General features: G+C 66.4%; 20 protein-coding genes. 8 read left to right on the top strand and 12 right to left on the bottom strand.

Annotated features, from left to right (window positions below):
• Positions 1–62: 62 nt before the first annotated feature.
• Together ACMV_RS16820 and ACMV_RS16815 are read left to right on the top strand one after the other, a co-directional pair.
• Positions 63–656, top strand: coding sequence for a methyltransferase family protein (locus ACMV_RS16820; RefSeq protein WP_007422490.1), 594 nt, complete (start codon positions 63–65; stop codon positions 654–656).
• Positions 657–715: 59 nt separating this feature from the next.
• Positions 716–1,495, top strand: coding sequence for a class II aldolase/adducin family protein (locus ACMV_RS16815; protein WP_012040500.1), 780 nt, complete (start codon positions 716–718; stop codon positions 1,493–1,495).
• Here the strand turns inward: ACMV_RS16815 and ACMV_RS16810 are convergent.
• Positions 1,483–1,962 (bottom strand): TetR-like C-terminal domain-containing protein, encoded by a 480-nt coding sequence (locus ACMV_RS16810; protein WP_231844444.1) that lies wholly within the window; start codon positions 1,960–1,962, stop codon positions 1,483–1,485. The two genes, ACMV_RS16815 and ACMV_RS16810, sit on opposite strands and share 13 nt — an antisense overlap.
• A gap of 287 nt (positions 1,963–2,249) precedes the next feature.
• Here ACMV_RS16810 and ACMV_RS20065 point away from each other — a divergent pair, with 287 nt between their 5' ends.
• Together ACMV_RS20065 and ACMV_RS16805 are read left to right on the top strand one after the other, a co-directional pair.
• The gene (locus tag ACMV_RS20065; protein ID WP_013641168.1) at positions 2,250–2,774 is read left to right on the top strand and encodes a hypothetical protein; all 525 of its coding nucleotides are present in this window, start codon (positions 2,250–2,252) and stop codon (positions 2,772–2,774) included.
• A gap of 700 nt (positions 2,775–3,474) precedes the next feature.
• Positions 3,475–3,960 (top strand): DUF4188 domain-containing protein, encoded by a 486-nt coding sequence (locus ACMV_RS16805; protein WP_012040498.1) that lies wholly within the window; start codon positions 3,475–3,477, stop codon positions 3,958–3,960.
• Here ACMV_RS16805 and ACMV_RS16800 read toward each other — a convergent pair.
• The 8 genes from ACMV_RS16800 to ACMV_RS16765 all read right to left on the bottom strand — a co-directional run bounded on the left by ACMV_RS16800 (position 3,935) and on the right by ACMV_RS16765 (position 10,931).
• Positions 3,935–4,144, bottom strand: a complete 210-nt coding sequence (locus ACMV_RS16800; RefSeq protein ID WP_012040497.1) for a hypothetical protein — start codon at positions 4,142–4,144, stop codon at positions 3,935–3,937. The two genes, ACMV_RS16805 and ACMV_RS16800, sit on opposite strands and share 26 nt — an antisense overlap.
• A 59-nt stretch (positions 4,145–4,203) precedes the next feature.
• Positions 4,204–5,550, bottom strand: a complete 1,347-nt coding sequence (locus ACMV_RS16795) for a purine-cytosine permease family protein (RefSeq protein WP_007422486.1) — start codon at positions 5,548–5,550, stop codon at positions 4,204–4,206.
• Positions 5,551–5,672: 122 nt separating this feature from the next.
• Complete coding sequence (locus ACMV_RS16790; RefSeq protein ID WP_013641167.1) at positions 5,673–6,176, bottom strand: A24 family peptidase; 504 nt, start codon at positions 6,174–6,176, stop codon at positions 5,673–5,675.
• 72 nt (positions 6,177–6,248) lie between these two features.
• On the bottom strand, positions 6,249–6,599 hold the full coding sequence (locus ACMV_RS16785) for a carboxymuconolactone decarboxylase family protein (protein WP_007424276.1): 351 nt from the start codon (positions 6,597–6,599) through the stop codon (positions 6,249–6,251).
• Between the two features lie 14 nt (positions 6,600–6,613).
• Positions 6,614–8,029 carry a bifunctional enoyl-CoA hydratase/phosphate acetyltransferase gene (locus ACMV_RS16780; RefSeq protein WP_012040494.1) on the bottom strand — a complete coding sequence of 472 codons (1,416 nt, stop codon included), beginning with the start codon at positions 8,027–8,029 and terminating at the stop codon, positions 6,614–6,616.
• A gap of 12 nt (positions 8,030–8,041) precedes the next feature.
• Positions 8,042–9,862 carry a PHA/PHB synthase family protein gene (locus ACMV_RS16775; protein WP_007424274.1) on the bottom strand — a complete coding sequence of 607 codons (1,821 nt, stop codon included), beginning with the start codon at positions 9,860–9,862 and terminating at the stop codon, positions 8,042–8,044.
• 30 nt (positions 9,863–9,892) lie between these two features.
• The gene (gene fabI / locus ACMV_RS16770) at positions 9,893–10,669 is read right to left on the bottom strand and encodes an enoyl-ACP reductase FabI (RefSeq protein ID WP_013641166.1); all 777 of its coding nucleotides are present in this window, start codon (positions 10,667–10,669) and stop codon (positions 9,893–9,895) included.
• A 4-nt stretch (positions 10,670–10,673) separates the two neighbouring features.
• A complete protein-coding gene (locus ACMV_RS16765; protein WP_012040493.1) occupies positions 10,674–10,931 on the bottom strand; it encodes a hypothetical protein in 258 nt (85 codons plus the stop codon).
• A gap of 160 nt (positions 10,932–11,091) precedes the next feature.
• Between ACMV_RS16765 and ACMV_RS16760 the strand changes: the two genes are divergently transcribed.
• Entirely contained in the window at positions 11,092–12,927 is a 1,836-nt protein-coding gene (locus ACMV_RS16760; RefSeq protein WP_007424271.1) for a heavy metal translocating P-type ATPase, read from the top strand.
• A gap of 204 nt (positions 12,928–13,131) precedes the next feature.
• Positions 13,132–13,929 (top strand): alpha/beta fold hydrolase, encoded by a 798-nt coding sequence (locus ACMV_RS16755; protein ID WP_007424270.1) that lies wholly within the window; start codon positions 13,132–13,134, stop codon positions 13,927–13,929.
• Positions 13,930–14,000: 71 nt separating this feature from the next.
• Here the strand turns inward: ACMV_RS16755 and ACMV_RS16750 are convergent, their stop codons facing one another.
• Positions 14,001–14,489, bottom strand: coding sequence for a DsrE family protein (locus tag ACMV_RS16750; protein ID WP_007424269.1), 489 nt, complete (start codon positions 14,487–14,489; stop codon positions 14,001–14,003).
• A gap of 165 nt (positions 14,490–14,654) precedes the next feature.
• Here ACMV_RS16750 and ACMV_RS16745 point away from each other — a divergent pair, with 165 nt between their 5' ends.
• On the top strand, positions 14,655–16,457 hold the full coding sequence (locus tag ACMV_RS16745) for an NAD(P)/FAD-dependent oxidoreductase (RefSeq protein WP_013641164.1): 1,803 nt from the start codon (positions 14,655–14,657) through the stop codon (positions 16,455–16,457).
• A 73-nt stretch (positions 16,458–16,530) separates the two neighbouring features.
• Here the strand turns inward: ACMV_RS16745 and ACMV_RS16740 are convergent, their stop codons facing one another.
• Positions 16,531–17,136 (bottom strand): Spy/CpxP family protein refolding chaperone, encoded by a 606-nt coding sequence (locus tag ACMV_RS16740; protein ID WP_007424267.1) that lies wholly within the window; start codon positions 17,134–17,136, stop codon positions 16,531–16,533.
• A gap of 91 nt (positions 17,137–17,227) precedes the next feature.
• A complete protein-coding gene (locus ACMV_RS16735) occupies positions 17,228–18,556 on the bottom strand; it encodes a Zn-dependent hydrolase (protein WP_012040489.1) in 1,329 nt (442 codons plus the stop codon).
• Between the two features lie 29 nt (positions 18,557–18,585).
• Between ACMV_RS16735 and ACMV_RS16730 the strand changes: the two genes are divergently transcribed.
• On the top strand, positions 18,586–20,079 hold the full coding sequence (locus tag ACMV_RS16730) for a CoA-acylating methylmalonate-semialdehyde dehydrogenase (RefSeq protein ID WP_007424265.1): 1,494 nt from the start codon (positions 18,586–18,588) through the stop codon (positions 20,077–20,079).
• The last annotated feature ends 35 nt before the right edge of the window (positions 20,080–20,114 follow it).

Raw genomic sequence — 20,114 nt, 5'->3', positions numbered from 1 at the left:
TTCTTTAGGTTACATTTATATAGCAAATGGAATATGTCAAATAAAAAAATCGGATCGGAAAAATGGTTTCAGTTCTGCTCTACGCTCTGCTCTGGGTCAGCTTCGGCGCGGGGCACAGCGCCCTGGCGGCGCCGCTGGGCCGCGGATTGCTCCGACGGATCGCAGGCGCCGGCGACCGCCTCGCCTACAACGTGATCGCGATGGTCCATCTTGCCCTCGTGCTGGCGATCGGCCGGAGGCTGTTCGCGGACCAAACCTTTGCGCTGCCCGACTCGTTGCGCGCCCTCGGCTGGCTGGCGGCGGCGGCGGGAGCCGTCGTGCTCATCCTTGCTGGGCGGAATTACGAGCTCGCCCGCTTTCTCGGCCTCGCCCAGTTGCGCGCCGGCACACCCGACCAGGCCGCCACACCCGAGCCGCTGGCAACAGGCGGCATGAACGGCGTGGTGCGCCACCCGCTCTATCTCGGCCTGCTGCTGATCATCTGGGGCGTCGCGACCTCGCCGTTCCGCCTCGCCACCGCCGCCGCCGCAACGGCCTATCTCTTGGTCGGCATCCGCTTCGAGGAGCGGAATCTGCTTCGCATCTATGGCGATTCCTACCGTCGCTACCGCTCCCATGTGCCGATGCTGGTGCCGCGGCGTCTCTGGCCGCGCTGAATTCACTTGACGCAAACGGCAATAGCCCTGACCCTGTTGCGCCAAGGAGGACCGCGAGCATGAACGTCACCACGAAAATCACCCCGCCGACCGGCATTTCCGAGGAGGAATGGCAGGTACGCTGCGATCTGGCCGCGCTTTACCGCCTGGTCGCGCATTTCCGGATGACCGATTTCATCTACACCCACATCAGCGCGCGGGTGCCGGGCCCGGAGCATCATTTCCTGATCAACGATTACGGCGTGATGTTCCACGAGATGCGCGCCTCCGACCTCGTGAAGATCGACATCCACGGCAACCGGATCGACACGCCCGGCATTTCGGCCCGGCGGGTGAACCAGGCCGGCTTCACCATTCATTCCGCTATCCACATGGCGCGCCCGGACCTTGCCTGCGTGGTGCACACCCACACCGCCGCCGGCATCGCGGTCGCCGCCCAGGAACAGGGGCTGCTGCCGATCAGCCAGCACGCGATGAAGTTCTACGGCCGCCTGTCCTATCATGGCTACGAGGGAATCGCGCTCGATCTCGACGAGCGGGAGCGGATCGTCCACGATCTCGGCCAGAACAAGGCGATGATCCTGCGCAATCACGGGCTGCTGGTCGGCGGGCGCACCATCCCCGAAGCGTTCCACGAGATCTACTTCCTGGAACGCGCCTGCCAGGCGCAGGTTGCCGCCATGTCGGGCGGCGCGAAACTGGTCATCCCGCCGCGGGAGGTCTGCGAGCACACCGCCGCCCAGTTCAACATGGACGAGGCGAATCGCATGGCGCACTACGAAATGGCCTGGACGTCGGCCCTGCGTCTGATCGAGGGAGACGGCGACTACCGCAGCTGAGCCCCGCCGAGCGCGAACTGCGCCAGCACGGCGCGCACCAGCGCCTCGGGATCGGGCGGATCGATCCGCCCGTCGATCAGCAGGCTGGCCAGTCCATGCACCATCGACCAGGCGGACAACGCCGCGATCTCGGCGCGGTCCGTCGGCACGAGGCTCGTGATCCGCGCGCGAAGCACACCGAACGCGGCACCGGCGGAAAGACTGCCGCGCGCCACCGCAGCCCCGAACATCAGCCGGAACAGCGCCGGTTCCTCCCGCGCGAAACGCACATAGGCCACGCCCTGCGCGCGTAGCGCCTCCATACCGCGCGAACTCGCGTCAGCCGCTTCGACCGCGACGCGCAACCGTTCGAACCCCTCCGCCGCAATCGCGGCGAGCAGTGCTTCCTTGTCGGCAAAATGGCGATAGGGCGCCGTGGCCGACACGCCGGCCAGGCGGGCAACGCCCCGCAATGTGAGCCCATCCACTCCCGCTGCGCGCAACCGCCCGATCCCGGTCTCAACGAGCGTGCGGCGGAGGTCTCCATGATGATAGGGTGATGTTGACATCGTTAACACGGAAGTTCATCGGTTAGGGATCGACAGCAAGTCATTGTCATTCAATCGTTTTTCAGGATATTCTGGTGTAACGATATGACCGCCACGGAGCGTTACACACGATCAGTTTGATCGTAGCACATCCCGACCGCGACCCTAATCCTTGCGCAGCAGATTAGGTCATATAGGGTTGCGTATGTTGTGAACTAGAATTAATAATGCTCAAGGAACGATCAGGTTCGGTTGCGGATTTCGGTCGTTCTCAAGGTCTTTTTACACAAAATGGAAATCGCTTAATAATGAACCGTTCTGCTTTACTAGCATTTTCGGCAGCAACTCTTGCGCTTAGCGGTTGTGCCTCAATCGTTGACGGAACAAGTCAGACACTTTCCGTCAAAACAGTTGCCAATGGCCAGACTCTCCCGGGCGCGCAATGCGCACTAAAGAGTAACAAGGGCACTTGGTTTGTGAACACTCCGGGGACGGTTACGGTTCACAGAAGCTATGACGCATTGAATGTCAAATGCACACATGCGGGATATTCCCCCGGTGTTCTTGCTGTTAAATCGGCAACAAAGGGAATGGCATTTGGGAATATCTTATTTGGTGGCCTGATTGGTGCAGGCGTCGATATGTCCGACGGCGCTGCATACAATTACCCCAATCTGATCACCGTTCCGATGCAACCGACACCAGCCCCGACCTCAACTACGCAAGCGAATACGTCGCAGCCGACTAGCTAATACAGATTGATCGACAGGGACTTCCGGCACTTTGAGGAATCAGGTGTCGGCAGCCCCAAATCGTCTTTCGTCATCAAAACTCGGCAAAATTAGAATAATAACAACAAAAAATTGCGACTTTGCAAATGGTCCAGAAGTGATCCCTACCGGTTAGCGCTCTGCCAGCCCATTTCCCATTTCGGTTGCGCGTGTCGCGTGGTGAGATTATGGCGCGGCAAACAAGACTTGAAACGCAGCACAACGAAAGCCGGTTGATATGCTGAGTTGTCGTAGCGTTTTGCAGAGTGGCATCGCGTCGTTGCGGATGGCTGGCGGATGGTCGGGCCGGATGGTCCGCATAGCCTGAGCCGCGCTGGCGCTGCGATGCCGGCTCGACTATCGCGATTGCCGATAGTCGGTGTCTCGCTGCGGCCCATCCGCACCACTACGCAAAATCACGGATTACGCGTACCACATATCATGCCAAGGCGCGGCGCTGAGTCATGCGTTCCGGGAATCGTCGGGATTCCGTTTGGACGCGAGTCAGTCGATTCCGTGCTGCTTATGATTCGAGTCAACAAACGGTGGATATGTAACGGTCAGGCACATAGGACGGTTAGGCGGAAGCCATTAAATTACTTATTATTATGGCCATTTCAGGCACTATTGACCCAGCTAACATTTCGCCTGATGTTTACGTTGTAAACATGGAGATGGCACGATGAGTCGGACATCGCAACCGGTTACGGTCGACCTCACCGGATTTCCCGATCTGACAGTCGTCTATCTGGGCATGAAAGTAACGAAAATCCGGGGCGTTGCCACCCTTCTGGGCCTCGGCCGTCCGTTGCGGGCGCTCGGCCAGAACCGTCCGGACGGGCTGCTGCATCAGGACCTGTTTCTCTGGCGGATCGATCACGTCGGCATCCGTCAATACTGGCGCGATTTCGATGCCCTGGAATGTTTCACGCGCAGCGCGCCGCACAGCATCTGGTGGCGCGAGTTCTCCGCCGCTCCGCGCGGCACCGGCTTCTGGCATGAAACCTACCGCAAGGCGGGAGGCATGGAAGGGATCTATCTTCACATGCCCGAGCCGGGCGGCTTCGCCAGCTTCGCGCCGCACATTTCACGCGCCGGCCTCCACGCCACGGCGCGGCGGCGGAGCGACGCCTCGCTCCGTCCTACAGACCCACGATCTCCGTCCTGATTTCGCGGGTCGCCGGGTCGAACAGCGCTATACCCAGCCCCTCGTCACGCTGGGCCCGCACGGCAGCGAGATATATTGCCAGCGCCTTGCGGATCAGCCTGGCCTTGTCTTCCGTCGTGGTCGCAAACTCCTCGATCTGCCGGCCCAGCTCATCCGACAGGAGCAGATTGAAGCGGACTGACATCCTCGTCTTCTCACGGATCACATTCAACTTTGTTGATATGGATCACGTTATCGTGAGATTCAAGCGGCGACCTCTTCGGCGACAGTTTCGGCACTGGTCGTGAGCGCAAGGAAGACGCAGGCGGCGACCACCGCGGAAACCGCGAAGGAAATGTCACCGAACCCCGGATGGGTCGCCGCAAAGGAACCAACGAACAGAGGATACTGGTTGAAGAACGGCACACTGGCCGCGATCCCGACGATCCAGGCCACGAACCCCGCATTCCCCCTGCCGATCCGGCTACGCCGGCGCGTGTAGTGGGCGAGCATCGTCACGGCAATCCACGGCGCGGTCCAATAGCCGAGGAAGAAGAGGAAATCCTCGTAGTTCTTGATGAAGTTGGTCGCGGCGAGCACCGAGATCACCGTGCCGATCGCGCCGCTGAGCAGCGCGGCCTGATACTGTTTCAGCCGGAAGCCGAGGGCGAGCGAGGAGAGCGTGGCGGAGTAGATGTTGAGGATGTTCGCGCTGATCGTGCCGATCACGATGGCGATGATCAGCGGCGCATGGAACCAGTGCGGCATCCACGGCGTGAACAGGTCCGAAGGTTTCGAGAGCGCGACCGTCGCGCCGATCAGCGCGCCCAGCACTTCCATCCAGACACATGACAGGAAGGTCGCCGAGAACGCGTTGGCGAACACCGCGCGCCGGGTCGCCGCCCGGTCGCCGGTGTGGTGAAGGTAGCGGGTGTAGTCGGACGAATAGGGAATCCATCCAAGGACATAGGCGACGATGATCGAGGTGGTCAGAATGAAGGCGCCGGATGTGCCGCCCACGTTCTTGAGCAGCTTGGGATTGGCCGGCGGCAGGTGGCCGACATGGGTTGCCGCGAAGACGCTGAGAATGAGGAAGATCGCGACCAGCAGGAAGAAGAAGTATTTTTCCGCCGCATGGATAAGGTCATGCCCGATGGCGGCGATGGCGACCTGGATGACGCAAAGCGCGATGATGTTCGGGATCAGGCCGGTGCCGAGCATGTATTCCAGCGCGTAGCCGCCGATGATCGTGTTCACCCCGAACCACGAGAAGCCGCCGAAGAAGTTCAAGAACGACGGTAGCCGGTTGCCCAACTGGCCGAACCAGGCGGCGCCCTGGATCATCTGCGGCAGCCCGTATTCGACGCCGAAGGTCGAGAACAGGCCGAGGATGACGGCGCCGATCAGGTTTCCAAGCAGGATGGCGCCGATCGCGTCGGTGGCGGAAAGTCCGAAGGCACCGGTTGCCAGCGCGCCGGTGGTGATGGTCGCGAACTCGACGTTCGCGGCCATCCAGAGCCCGAACAGCGCCCGTGGACTGCCGCGCGTCTCCTCCGGCGTGACCTGTGATATGCCCTTTGTCTCGACCGTGAGAGTTCCTGCCTCGGCCATGCCCGCCTGCCCCCGTTGTTTCTGCCCGGCACCGGATGCAGCAAAAACCGTGCCGGTGTAAATAGCGAATATTGGCCGCCGCCTGCCCGAAATGCGGGCAATGCCTGCCTTCGATCTGGCCCCTACAGCCGCAGGGCGGGCAGCATCGTCCAGGCGGCGCCAGCGGCGATCGCGATGCCATAGGGCAGGCCGGAGCGGTGCGCCCGCCACCGCTCGACCGCCCAGAGGCGGCGGAGCAGAGAGGCGTCGTGCCCGGCCGGGCGCGGCGGCGGCGCGGCGACGCGGAGCGCGAGATAGGCCAGCGCCAGAATCCCGCCGGCCAGCACGGTCGCGAACAGGAAGCCGGCAAGCGCCAGCGGCCCGTATCCGAGGGCAAGCGCCACGATCAGTTTCACGTCGCCACCGCCGATCGACCGGCGCAGATAGACGGCGAACAGCACCGCGAACAACACCGCGGCCACGGCAAGGCTCACGCCGAGGGGCTGAAAACCGTCTCGAAGCCGGAGAAATATTCCGGCGAGGGCCATGGCGGCCGGAACGCCGTCGGGAATCCGGCGCAGCAGCAGGTCCTGCCAGCAGGCAAACGCCAGCGGCACCAGCATCGCGATCTGCACCACATGATCCATCCACCTGTCCGAGACTTGCGGCGGCGCCGCTGTTGATGCGGCGCAGATTGGCAGGCGATGACCAAGGATGGGTTAACGCGGCGGCCCGGAAAGCTGGTCGAATGCCTCGAGCGCCTCGGCGGCATACATCGCCGAGGGACCGGCGCCCATATAGACCGCCATGCCGAGCGTTTCGGCGATTTCGGCGCGCGTGGCGCCGGCACGCGCGGCATCGCGCGCATGATAGGCGATGCAGGGCTGGCAGCGCGTCGCCACCCCGATCGCCAGCGCGATCAGTTCCTTGGTCTTGCGGTCGAGCGCATCGCCCGCGCAGGCGGCTTTCGCCAGGGCCGAGAAGCCGGCCATCGCCTCCGGCGCCGCCTTGCGCAGGTCGGCGACACCGCCATTCATCGCGCCGATCAGCGCGCTCCAGTCCTCGATCATCGGTATCGGCTCCTTTAGTCGGACGTGCCAGCCAGCATCAGCGCCACGGCGCAGGAGGCCAGGCGGGTGCGGGCGTCATCGGCCCGGCTGGTCAGAACAATGGGGATGCGCGCGCCGACGACGACGCCGGCGGCATCGGCGCCGGCCAGGAAGGTGAGCTGCTTGGCGACCATGTTGCCGGCCTCGATATCCGGCACCAGCAGGATGTCCGCCCGGCCGGCGACCGGCGACTCGATTCCCTTCTCGGCCGCGGCGCGCGCGTTCACCGCATTGTCGAACGCGAGGGGGCCGTCGATGATGCCGCCGGTGATCTGGCCGCGCTGGCCCATCTTGCAGAGTGCAGCGGCGTCGAGGGTCGAGGGCATCGCCGGGTTCACCGTCTCCACCGCCGACAGCACGGCGAGGCGCGGCGACTCGATCCCGATGGCACGGGCAAGGTCGATCGCGTTCTGGGCGATGTCGCGCTTGGTCGCGAGATCAGGGGCAATGTTGATCGCCGCATCGGTCACCAGCAACGGGCGCGGATAGCTCGGCACGTCCATGACATAGACGTGCGACAGCCGCCGTCCGGTGCGCAGGCCGTTCTCGGCCAGCATCACCTCGTGCATCAGCTCGTCGGTGTGCAGCGCGCCCTTCATCAGCAGCTTCGCCGTGCCGTCGCGAACGAGCTGGACGCCGCGGGCGGCGGCCGCGTGGCTGTGCGGCACCGCTTCGATCCGCATGTCAGCAAGATCGAGCCCGGCCTTTTCGGCGGCGGCACGGATCTTCGCTTCCGGCCCGACCAGGATGGGCACGATCAGCCCGGCCGCGGCGGCATCGAGCGCGCCGCGCAGGCTGACCTCGTCGCAGGGATGCACCACGGCGGTTGCCAGCGGGCCGCGCGCCTTGGCCGTGCCCAGCAACGCGTTGAACCGCTCGTGCCGGCTGAGCCGCACTTCCGGCAGCGGCATCGCCGGCCGCCGCACCTTCTCGGTCGGCGCCGCGACCAGGGCGGTGCCGCGCAGAACCTCAGTGCCCGACTGGTTGACCGCCGTGCACGCGAGGGTGACCCGATGCCGCGCCGGCTCGAGCTCGGTGACCGTCACCGTCGCGGTGATCTCGTCGCCGGGCCCGACCGGGGCGCGGAACTGCAGACTCTGGTCGAGATAGATCGTACCCGGCCCGGGCAGCCTGGTGCCCAGCACCGCCGAGATCAGGCCCGCCGTCCACATGCCGTGCACGATGATGTGGTGGAACATGTCCCCACGGGCGTAGTCGGGGTCGAGATGTGCCGGATTGATGTCGCCTGAGATATAGGCGAACAGCGCAATGTCATCGGCCCGCAGAATGCGGCGCACGCTCGCGGTATCGCCGACCTTCAGCTCGTCGAAGGTGCGGTTCTCGATCATCGGCGCCGCGAGGGAGGCGGGCACCGGCGCGATATCGTTCATGGCGGCCTCCGGTCAGCGTTCGTGGATGTAGTGCCCGGGTGCTGCGCCGAGCACCGGGTAGCCGGCCTCCTCGCGGCCGAGCGGCGGCGGCGCGGCCGGCGGGCCGGAACGAGCGCCGAGAAAGGCGACCCATTCCGGCCACCAGGAACCGTCATGCTTCGGCGCCTCGTCCTGCCACGCCTCCGGCGCGAGATAGGGCTCGCCGGGGGAACGATCGAGAATCGCGTAGTGGCGGTGCGGGTGGCCCGGCTCGCTGACAATGCCGGCATTGTGCCCGCCGGAGGTCAGCACGAAGGTGATGGGACCGCGGTTGAGCAGGTGAAGCTTGTAGACCGAATGCCATGGCGCGATGTGGTCGCGCTCGGTGCCGACGACGAAGAACGGCACGTCGATGTCACCGATGGCGACCGGCCGGCCGCCGGCGGAAAGCCGGCCCTCGGCGAGGTCGTTGTGCAGGAAGAGATGGCGCAGATATTCGGCGTGCATCCGGTAGGGCATGCGCGTCGCGTCCATGTTCCATGACATCAGGTCGTTCGGATGTTCCTGTTCGCCGATGAAGTAGCGGCGGATCATGCGCGACCAGATCAGGTCGTTCGAGCGCAGCATCTGGAAGGCGCCGGCCATCTGCTTGGTGTCGAGATAGCCCTGCTGCCACATCAGGTCTTCCAGGAAGGCGAGTTGCGCCTCGGTGATGAAGAGCTGGAGTTCGCCGGCCTCGGTGAAATCGGTCTGCGCGGCGAAGAGCGTGACGGAGGCGAGGCGGCTGTCATGATCGCGGGCCATGGCGGCGGCGGCGATCGAGAGCAGCGTGCCGCCGAGGCAGTAGCCGGTGGCGTGGATCTTCCGCGCGCCGGTGATGGCGCTGACGGCGTCGAGCGCGGCCATCACGCCATCGGCGCGGTAGTCGTCGAGCGAAAGGTTGCGGTCTTCCTTGTCCGGATTGTGCCAGGAGATCATGAACACCGTGTAGCCCTGCCCGACCAGGTAGCGGACCAGCGAATTCTCCGGCGAGAGATCGAGGATGTAGTATTTCATGATCCAGGCCGGAACGATCAGCACCGGCTCCGGCCGCACCGTTTCCGTCACCGGGCTGTACTGAATCAGCTCGATCAGCCGGTTGCGGTAGACCACCCTGCCCGGCGTCACCGCCACGTCGCGCCCCGGCGCGAGCGGGAGCCGGTTCTCCTGGTTCAGCGCGATCTCGGTGTCCTTGAGCAGGTTGCGCAGGCCGGCCCTGACCGAATCCCCGCGGCTCTCGCGGGCCGCGTGCTCGACCTCGGGGTTGAGCATCGGCAGGTTGGCGGGGGCGACCGCATCCAGCGCCTGGCGGATCATGAAATCGACGATGCGTTCATGCGCGGCGTCGACCCCGGCGATGCCGGTCGCGGCATCGTGCCACCAGCGCTCCATCCGGAGGAAATACTCCTTGTAGAGCCGGTAGGGCATGTCCTGCCAGCGGGGATGATCGAAGCGATGGTCATTGTCGCAGGGCGGCGTCACCGCCTCCTCGAGGCCAAAGGCGACGCGCCAGACCGCCGCCCAGTCCTCCATCGCGCGGCGGGCAAGGTCCATCCGCCTTGTCGGCTGGTTGGCGAGATGCACGGCCCAGTCGCGCCAGGCGAGCGCGATGCCGGCCGGGGCGAGGCCTGCGGTCAGCCGTGCTTCGGCCGCATGCAGCGAGCGGTCGAGCGCATCGGTGGTGGAGACCGGCTCGTTCGGCGCCACCGAGGCGGGCGGCGCCGGCGGCGGCAGGGCCGAGACCCGGGCCCGGGCGGCTTCGGCCGGCGGTTTCGCGTGGCCGGTGGTGCGGGAGCGGCTGGTTTCGGTGGTCACTTTACACGTATCCTCGCAGGGTGGAGATCATCAGGCCATGATGTGCTGGCCGCCATCGACCGGGACGACCGTGCCGGTGATGCGGCCGGCGGCAGGACTGGCGAGGAAGGCGGCGAGGCCGCCGACATCCTCGATCGTCACCAGATGGTGTTCGGGCGCGAGGCGCGCGGCCTCGGCCAGAAGATCGTCGAAATGGTCGATGCCGCTGGCCGCGCGTGTAGCGATCGGACCTGGCGAGAGGGCGTTCACCCGGATGCCCTGCGGGCCGAGTTCAGCCGCGAGATAGCGTACGCTCGATTCCAGCGCTGCCTTCACCGGCCCCATCAGGTCGTAATGCTCGACCACGCGGATCGACCCCTCATAGGAAACGCAGAGCAGTGCCCCGCCGGCGCGCATCAGCGGCTCGGCAAGGCGCGCGCAGCGGATGAAAGAGTGGCACGAGACATCCATCGCCTGGGCGAACCCGGCGGTGGAGGAGTCGATCAGCCTGGCGTGCAGGTCGGCCTTCGGTGCGAAGGCGATGGAATGAAGAAGGAAATCGAGCTTGCCCCAGCGGCGCGCGATCGTGTCGAAAACGGTCTCGAGCGACCCCTCCTGTTGCACGTCGCAGGGCAGCAGCATCTCGCAGGGCAGGCCGCGCGTGACCGGTTCGACGAAGGGTTTCGCCTTGTCGTTCAAATAGGTTGCGCAGAACCGCGCGCCGGCGGCGGCAAAGGCGCGGGCACAGCCGGTGGCGATCGAATGCTCGTTGGCGATGCCGAGCACGAGCCCGACCTTGCCGGAAAGATCGACGACGGGAGGCGCCATCGGTTCAGGCCGCAGTCCGGTCGGTCTCCCGGCGGGCCGCGGTCGGCGGCTGCTGGCCGCCCGAAGACGGAATGCCGGCGCGGAGCATGGCCTCCATCACGCCGAACTGGGCCTGGAAAATCGCCTGCATCAGCGCGAATTCAGCTTCGGCCACGCGCATCATGCTGCCGGCCATCGTCTCGAACAGGACGGGCGAAAAGCTCGATGCGAGGAAGGCGCCCGAGGGTTCGCTCGCATGCTTCGAGTTGAGAGTGCTGGTCATTGTGAACCTCCTTCTTCCCCGAGGCGTCACTGGTGGCACGCAGTCTGGCTGGCGTCGTTGATGCAGGTCAAGCCGGGAACGGGCCTGTCCCGATATGTTCATATCGTCATGTTACACGAGTCCGCGGGACGCTCCGGCGGGCCGGCTGAAAGGAGGCATGATGGGGTGGCGCGCCGGGCTGCGGCGATTGGCGCCGGTCGTGGTGGGGCTGGGTCTCGGGCTCGGCTTCGCGGCACGGCTCGCGGGACAGGAGCGGCTTGCGGCCGGTCTGTGGATCGCGCCGGCCATTCTGGTCGCCGCCGAGGTCGCCGTCGATTTCGCGGCCGGGCTGCTGCGCGGCGCGCTGGGTGTCGACCTGATCGCGCTGCTCGCCATCATCGGCTCGATCCTGCTCGGGCAGAATCTGGCGGGCGTGATCATCGCGGGGATGGTGGCGGGCGGCGCGGCGCTCGAGGATTATGCCGGGGCGCGCGCCCGGCGCGAACTTGCCGCCCTGGTCGGACGCACACCCACCACGGCGCATCGCCACACGGATGGCACGATCGAGGACATTCCGGCCGGCGCCGTCGTCATCGGCGACAATCTGCTGGTCAAGCCCGGCGAGGTGGTGCCGGTGGACGGCGCGCTGGGTGACGCCGCGACGCTCGACGAATCGGCGCTGACCGGCGAGCCGCTGCCGGTGACACGGCACGCCGGCGATGCCGTGCGCAGCGGCGTGCTGAACGCGGGCGGGCCGTTCTCGCTCCGGGCGACGGCGACCGCGGATGCCAGCACCTATGCCGCGGTGATCCGGCTCGTCGCCGCCGCCGAACGCGAACGCCCGCCGATGGCCCGGCTGGCCGATCGCTGGGCGCTCGGCTTTCTCGGCGTGACCCTCACGGTCTGCATCGCCGCCTGGCTGGCGAGCGGCGATCCGGTGCGCGCGCTCGCCGTGCTGGTGGTCGCGACCCCCTGCCCGCTCATCCTGGCCACGCCCGTCGCGCTGATCTGCGGCATTTCGCGGGCGGCCGGGCGAGGTGTGATCGTCAAGGGGGGCGGCGCGCTGGAACGCCTTGCCCGCGCCGACATCGCCCTCTTCGACAAGACGGGCACGCTGACCGCCGGCACCCCGTCGATGACCGGGCTCGCGGCGCTGGACGGGTTTTCTCCGGCCGAGGTGCTCCGCCTCGCAGCCTCGCTCGAACAGGTTTCGCAGCACGGCGTGGCCGAGGGAATCGTCACCGCGGGGCGCGCGGCCGGCCGGCTGGTCACGCCCGTCAACGTGACCGAAACGCCGGGTCTCGGCCTCTCCGGCCTGGTCGGCGCCGACCAGGTGATGGTGGGCGGCGCCCGGATGTTCGAGACGGCGGGAATATCGCTGCCGCAAGACGGGCATGTCGCGGCGCGGGCCAATGGTGCCGAGGCGACCGCCTGGGTCGCCGTCAACGGCCAGCCGGCGGGCGCGATCACGCTGACCGACGCGATTCGGCCGGATGCGCGGCCGCTGATCGCATCGCTCCGCAATCTCGGCTTCCGCCGGCTGGTGATGCTGAGCGGCGATCGGCCGGAACCGGCGGCGCGGGTCGGCGCCGAACTCGGGCTCGATGCCGTTTATGCCGCGCTGTCGCCGGCGGAGAAGATCGGAAGGGCGCGGGAGGAACGCGCTCACGGCATCACGATGATGATCGGCGACGGGATCAACGATGCGCCGGCATTGGCGGCGGCGGATATCGGCATCGCCATGGGCGCGCGCGGCGCCGCGGCGGCGGCAGAAGCGGCAGAGGTGGTGCTGATGCTCGACCGGCTCGACCGCGTCGCCGAGGCGGTGTCGATCGCACGGCGCACGCGGTTCATCGCGCTGCAATCGATCGTCGCGGGCATGGGACTTTCGATGCTGGCGATGACGGTGGCGGCGGCCGGCTACCTGCCCCCGGTTGCCGGCGCGTTGCTGCAGGAGGCAATCGACGTGGCGGTCATCCTGAACGCGCTGCGCGCGCTCGGCGGCGGCGGGCGATAGCGGCCGGGCCGGATTGCCGCGCAGCCGGCCCGCCCTTCGGGTGCGTGATCCTTTGCGCGATCGCCCGAATTGTGGATCATGATATCTCCTGAACGGCGGAGCACCGATCGCGGGATCTGGGCGGAGACATGACGTGACGGCAGATGCGGGGCGATCCTCGGCGATGGGGTGCGACGTTGCGGCCGCCGGCACGCCGGCCGGGCCATGACCCTGCCCGCGCGCGAGGATCTCGAATTGCGGGTCGGCGGACGGCGCATCGCCGCGGCGCGCTGGCGGGGTCGTGACGACGCGCCGTCCATCGTCTTGCTGCATGAAGGGCTCGGCGCCATCACGCTGTGGCGCGATTTCCCGCCCGCCCTCGCGGCCGCGACCGGCTGTACGGTGCTCGCCTATGACCGGTTCGGCTATGGCCGTTCCGATCCCGCGCCGCTGCCCTGGCCGGTGCACTACATGCACGATGAGGCACTCGGCGTGCTGCCGCGCCTGCTCGACGCCGTCGGGATATCACGCGCAATCACGCTCGGGCATTCCGACGGCGCGTCGATCGCGCTCATCCATGCCGGGGGCATGCAGGATGGCCGGCTGTGCGGAACGATCCTGATCGCGCCGCATCTCTTCGTCGAGGATATCGCGATCGCGCGGATCGAGGCCGCACGCGGGTCCTATGAAACCACCGATCTGCGCGACCGCCTCGCCCGGCACCATCGCGACCCGGACAACGCCTTTTACGGCTGGAACCGCACCTGGCTGAGCCCGGCATTCCGCGCCTGGCGGATCGACGATCATGTGCCGGCGATCGGGGTACCCGTCCTCGCCGTCCAGGGCAGCGACGACGAATACGGCACGCCGGCGCAACTCGCGCTCCTGGCGGCGAATGCGCGCTGCCCGGTCGAGACCCATCTGATCGCCAGGGCAGGACACGCTCCCCACCTCTCGCAGCGCGACGAGGCGTTGCGCCTGATCATTCGCTTCCTGATGCGGATTTTCCGTCCGGAAAGGTGAACCCGCCGCGACAGCGACCATGCTGCGCGACGGTTTTCATTATGATATCGACACGTTACTGGGGCGGTCCATTAGGGCTTGATATAGTCAAAGCCGGCCTTTTCCAGTTGCATGATCCGGACAAGACCGCCCGGAACAATCATCGCCGTGGGCTCCAGTTTCGGCATGTGACCAAGCTTGCGCGCCATCGCCTCCATCGTCTTGTGGCATGCATCGAATTCGATTCCCTCCTGATCCATCGCCGCGACCCGCTTCGCAACGGGCGAGTGCGGAAACAGCATCTTCAATCCCGGGCCGTAGGTGACCACGACGATTTGCACCTTGTCATTACCGAATGCTTCCAGCAGGTTCTGTGCATTGTTCAGCACGAGATTCCAGCGTGCCAGATCGCCCTGGCTGACCTGGATCACCACGTGATGGGTGGCAAAGGCGTGCGGATGTTCGAAAGTCGGATGATCGAAGTTGAAGTTGTTCAGCATCGAGGGATTCGCCCGAGCAATGCCGCGCGACGCGAGAACGGCACAGGCGACGGCAAGCACGAGACCGAAAGCGGATTTCATGGACTGTTCCTCCCAATCCGTTTGTTGATGGAGAACTGTTCCGCCGAGGCAAAACTGTTCTGTTGTGGATCATAGGCGCAACATCGCCGGGGGAACAGCTTAATTGACGCTCCGGCTGGAGCAGTTTCTTATCGGCAAAAACAGGAACGGAATGGAGGAATGCCCATGGACGCAATGGTTTCACCCGCTGCAACCGCGGTTTCCGGCTGGCTCGCCGATTTCGAGGCCGCCCTGGCCAGCGGCGATGCGGCCAAGGTCGCCGCCCTGTTCGGGACCGAATGCTACTGGCGGGATCTGGTCAGTTTCACCTGGAACATCAGGACGATGGAAGGGCATGACGGCATTGCCGACATGCTTCAGGCGAAACTGAGCGAGGTGCAGCCACGGCATTTCGCGATCGACGACATCGCGACCGAGGCAGACGGCGTGACCGAGGGCTGGTTCACCTTCGAGACGGCAGTGGCGCGCGGGCGGGGTCATCTGCGCCTGAAGGGCGGCAAGTGCTGGACGCTGCTGACCACCATGACCGAACTGAAAGGCCATGAGGAACGGCACGGCCGCACGCGCCCGATGGGCGCCGAGCACGGCGTGCATCGCGACCGCAGCTCCTGGCTCGACCGGATCGAGGCCGAGCGCGCCAGCCTCGGCTACACCGAGCAGCCCTATGCCCTGATCATCGGCGGCGGCCAGGGCGGCATCGCCCTCGGCGCGCGGCTCCGCCGGCTCGGCGTGCCGACGATCATCATCGAGAAGAACGAACGCGCCGGCGATTCCTGGCGCCGGCGCTACAAGTCGCTCTGCCTGCACGATCCGGTGTGGTACGACCATCTGCCGTACCTGCCCTTCCCGGATCACTGGCCGGTCTTCTCGCCCAAGGACAAGATCGGCGACTGGCTGGAAAGCTACGTCAAGATCATGGAGCTGAACTACTGGACCCGCACCGAGGCGACCTCCGCGCGCTATGACCAGACGGCGGGCGAATGGGTGGTCGAGGTGATGCGCGAGGGCCAGCCTGTCACGCTGCGGCCGAAACAGCTCGTGCTGGCCACCGGCATGTCCGGCGTGCCGAACCTGCCGGACTATCCGGGCATGGACGAGTTCAGGGGCCAGCAGCACCATTCCAGCAAGCATCCCGGCGGCGAGGCCTGGCGCGGCAGGAAATGCATCGTCATCGGCTCGAACAACTCAGCGCACGACATCTGCGCCGATCTCTGGGAACACGGCGCGGACGTGACGATGATCCAGCGCTCGTCCACGCATATCGCACGCTCGGAAACACTGATGGATCTCGCTCTCGGCGGGCTCTATTCCGAACAGGCGCTGGCGAACGGCATCACCACGGAAAAGGCGGACCTGATCTTCGCCTCGATCCCGTACCGGATCATGGCCGACTTCCAGAAGCCGGTCTATGCAGAGATGAAGCGGCGCGACGCCAGCCTCTACGAACGGCTGGAGAAGGCCGGCTTCATGCTCGATTTCGGCGAGGACGGATCGGGCCTGTTCATGAAATACCTGCGCCGCGGCTCCGGGTATTACATCGATGTCGGCGCATCGGAGCTGATCGCCAATGGCAGCATCAAACTGAAATCGGGCGTCTCGGTGAAGGAAATCCGGCCCCATTCCGTCCTGTTCAGCGACGGCAGCGAATTGCCCGCGGACCTGATCGTCTACGCAACCGGATACGGCTCGATGAACGGCTGGGCCGCTCAGCTGATTTCGCAGGAGGTGGCGGACAAGGTCGGCAAGTGCTGGGGCTTCGGCTCGGACACGAAGAAGGATCCCGGCCCGTGGGAGGGCGAGTTGCGCAACATGTGGAAGCCGACGCAGCAGGACGCGCTATGGTTCCATGGCGGCAACCTGCACCAGTCGCGCCACTATTCGCTCTATCTCGCGCTGCAGCTCAAGGCGCGGATGGAAGGGATCGCCGGCAAGGTCTACGGGCTGCAGGAAGTCTACCACAAGGGCTGAGCCGGCTCCGGCACACCGGTGAATCGCCCGGACCGGGTCCGGACGGCTCACCGGCTGCGCCGTTTGCGGGAGGTCAATACCCCATCATGCCGGGACCATACCCGCCATAGCCGCCCATCATGCCCCAACCGCCACCGCCGAAGCCGGGATGGCCATACCCCATGCCGAAGCCGTAGCCGATGTTCGAAAGCCCCGGCAGCAGCACGCTGGCCTGGCCTTTCTGATAGTCGGTCAGATGCGGCAACAACGCCTTCGCGGCCGCCTGCTCTCTTTCATAAGCCTTCTTCCGCAGGTCGAACATCTGTTGCATCAAGGCAAGGCGCTGGTCCGGCGAGAGCGACCACATCATGCCTGGCCGCATCACCCCCCGCACGCCGTTCCACACGTTCTGCTGCGCGTCGGTCACGGCCTTGGCGTAGGCATCCCAGGCGGGGCGCTGGCCATCGGTGATCTTGAGCGTCTCGCGCAGCACGTCGAGCCTTGCGCCGGCGAACTGCCGCCCGGCCTTGCCGCTCAAACCGCCGCGCGCCCAGCCGTAGCCCTGCATCATGCCGGGTCCGTAGCCGCCTCCGGGGCCGTAACCGGCGCCCGGACCAGCGCCGGGCCCCTGCGCCACGGCCATCGCCGTGCCCGCCGCCAGCAGGCCTGCGGCGGCCATGGTCTTCCATACCTTGAACATGGACATGCTCCTTCATCGGATGCGGGACGCCAACGGCGTCCATCAACGCGAACAGGCTAGGAGCAAGATGATTTGCGGTCGTTGACCTCGATCAAGCGGCCGTGAGCGGGCGGTTGGCGCGGGCCAGAACCACGTCGAACAGGATCTGCGCGCCGGTCTCCGCCTGATCCTCGGTGATCGATTCCGCCTCGTTGTGCGACAGCCCGTCCTTGCAGGGCGTGAAGATCATGGCGCTCGGCACCACGCGGGCGATATGCACGGCATCGTGCCCCGCCCCGGAGACCATCTCCCGCGCCGCCAGCCCGCGCCGCCGGCAGGCCTCGCGGACGAGATCGACGCAGGCGGCGTCGAACGGCGTCGCCTCGACGCGGAAAACCGGGGTCACCACGATCCCGAGCCCGCGTGCCGCGGCGAGCGCCGCCGCCTGTTCGGGGAATTCCCGCGCGAGGCGGGCGATCTCGGCATCCGACGGGTTGCGGAACTCGGCGGCGAAACGCACCTCGCCGGGAACCACGTTGGGCGAGTTGGGATGAACGCTCAGCCGCCCGACCGTGCCGCGCCCCAACTCACCGCATTCGCGCATCAGCCGCTCGACCAGGAGAACGATCTCCGCGGCTCCGGCCAGCGCATCCCGCCGGGCGGCGGGCGGCGTGGTGCCGGCATGGGAGTCGCGGCCGGTCAGCACGATATCGAACCAGACCTGCGCCTGCGCGCCGGTGACGATGCCGACCGCCTCGCCTCCCGCCTCGAGCAGCGGCCCCTGTTCGATGTGCAGTTCGAAGAACGCATCGGCCGGGCGATGGGTCGCTGGTTCCGCTCCCTCGGCGCCGATCGCGGCCAGTGCCTCGGCGACGGTCACGCCCGAAGCGTCGCGCAGGGCACGGATCGCCGCCTCGGGCTGCACGCCGGCCCAGACCGCGCTGCCCATCATCGCGCGGCCGAAGCGGCAGCCTTCCTCATCGGTCCAGTTGACCAGCTCGAGGGGCGCCTCGGTGACGATGCCGAGCTCATCGAGCGTGCGCATCACCTCGAGCCCGGCAAGAACGCCGAGCGCGCCGTCGAACTTGCCGCCGGTAGGCTGGCTGTCGAGATGCGAGCCGAACATCACCGGCAAGCGGTTCGGATCGCGCCCTTCGCGGCGGGCGAACATGTTGCCCATCGTGTCGGTGCGCAGGCTGAGCCCGGCGGCGGCGCACCATTCGGCGAAACGGGCGCGTCCCGCGCGGTCCACCTCGGTCAGCGTCACGCGGTTGACCCCGCCTTTCGGCGTCGCGCCGATCTCGGCCATGTCCATCAGCGCGCGCCAGAGGCGGGCGCCATCGATCCGGTAATTCGTGCCTTGCGTCATGCCGGCATGATGGCCTCCGGCGCCGCCCGCGCGCAAGACCGCCCCTTGCGCAGCCGCGCCGACACGGAACATTATGACGCAACGGAAAACGGGGATACGCCATGAAAACAATCGGTCATTTCATCAACAACGAGACCGTCGCGGGCACGGGGGCGGAGCGTCTGCCCGTCTTCAACCCGGCGACCGGGGCGCAGACCGGCGCGGTGGCGGTGGCGACGGCGGCGGAAATCGAGGCGGCGATCGCCGCGGCGCGCGCCGCCTTCCCCGCCTGGGCCGCCACCCCGCCGCTGCGCCGGGCGCGGATCATGTTCCGCTTCAAGGAACTCGTCGAGCAGCACAAGGACGAGCTGGCGAAGGCGATCACGCTGGAACACGGCAAGGTCATTTCCGATGCCGGCGGCGAAGTGGTGCGCGGCCTTGAAGTGGTGGAATTCGCCTGCGGCATTCCCGAACTGCTGAAGGGCGATTATTCACGCAATGTCGGCACCAACATCGACAGCTACTCGTTCCGCGCGCCGCTCGGCGTCGTTGCCGGCATCACGCCGTTCAACTTCCCTGTGATGGTGCCGATGTGGATGTTCCCGATGGCGATCGCCTGCGGCAACTGCTTCATCCTCAAGCCCTCGGAAAAGGACCCCTCGCCCGGCCTGTTGCTCGCCGAACTGCTGAAGGAAGCCGGGCTACCGGCAGGCGTGTTCAACGTGATCAACGGCGACCGTACCGCCGTCGACGCGCTGCTGACCGACCCGCGCATCGCCGCCGTCAGCTTCGTCGGCTCGACGCCGATTGCCGAGCACATCTACCGCACCGCCTCGCATCACGGAAAGCGCGTGCAGGCGCTGGGCGGCGCCAAGAACCACATGATCGTCATGCCCGACGCCGATCTCGACCAGGCGGTCGACGCGCTGATCGGCGCCGCCTACGGCTCGGCCGGCGAGCGCTGCATGGCGATCTCGGTCGCCGTCGCGGTGGGCGGCATCGCCGACCCGCTGGTCGAGCGCATCGCGAGCCGGGCGCGCAGCCTGAAAGTCGGCCCCGGGCTCGACCCCGAGGCCGAGATGGGGCCGCTGATCACCAGGGAACACCAGGCGAAGGTCGAATCCTATATCGAGGCCGGCATCGCGGAAGGGGCGCGCCTCGTCGTCGATGGCCGCGGCCTGAGATTGCAGGGCCACGAGGACGGCCATTTCGTCGGCCCGACCCTGTTCGACCATGTCCGGCCCGGGATGAAGATCCACCGCGAGGAGATCTTCGGCCCGGTGCTCTCGGTGGTGCGCGAGGCGAATTTCGATGGCGCGGTGAGGATCATCAACGAGCACGAATTCGGCAACGGCACCTCGATCTTCACCCGCGATGGCGACGCCGCGCGCAGCTTCGCCGACCAGATCGAGGTCGGCATGGTCGGCATCAACGTGCCGATCCCGGTGCCGATGGCGTTCCACTCCTTCGGCGGCTGGAAACGCTCGGCCTTCGGCGATCACGGCATGCACGGCCATGAAGGCGTGCATTTCTACACCAAGCTGAAGACCATGACCTCGCGCTGGCCGACCGGCATCCGCGCCGGCGCCGAATTCGCGATTCCGACCATGCGGTAAGCAGAGCCACCAGCCCGATTGTTGCAGGGCCGGCC

The sequence above is a fragment of the Acidiphilium multivorum AIU301 genome (assembly GCF_000202835.1).
GTDB lineage: Bacteria > Pseudomonadota > Alphaproteobacteria > Acetobacterales > Acetobacteraceae > Acidiphilium > Acidiphilium multivorum.
Note: the sequence above shows the minus strand (reverse complement) of the source record. Positions and strands in the feature narration are given on the sequence as shown.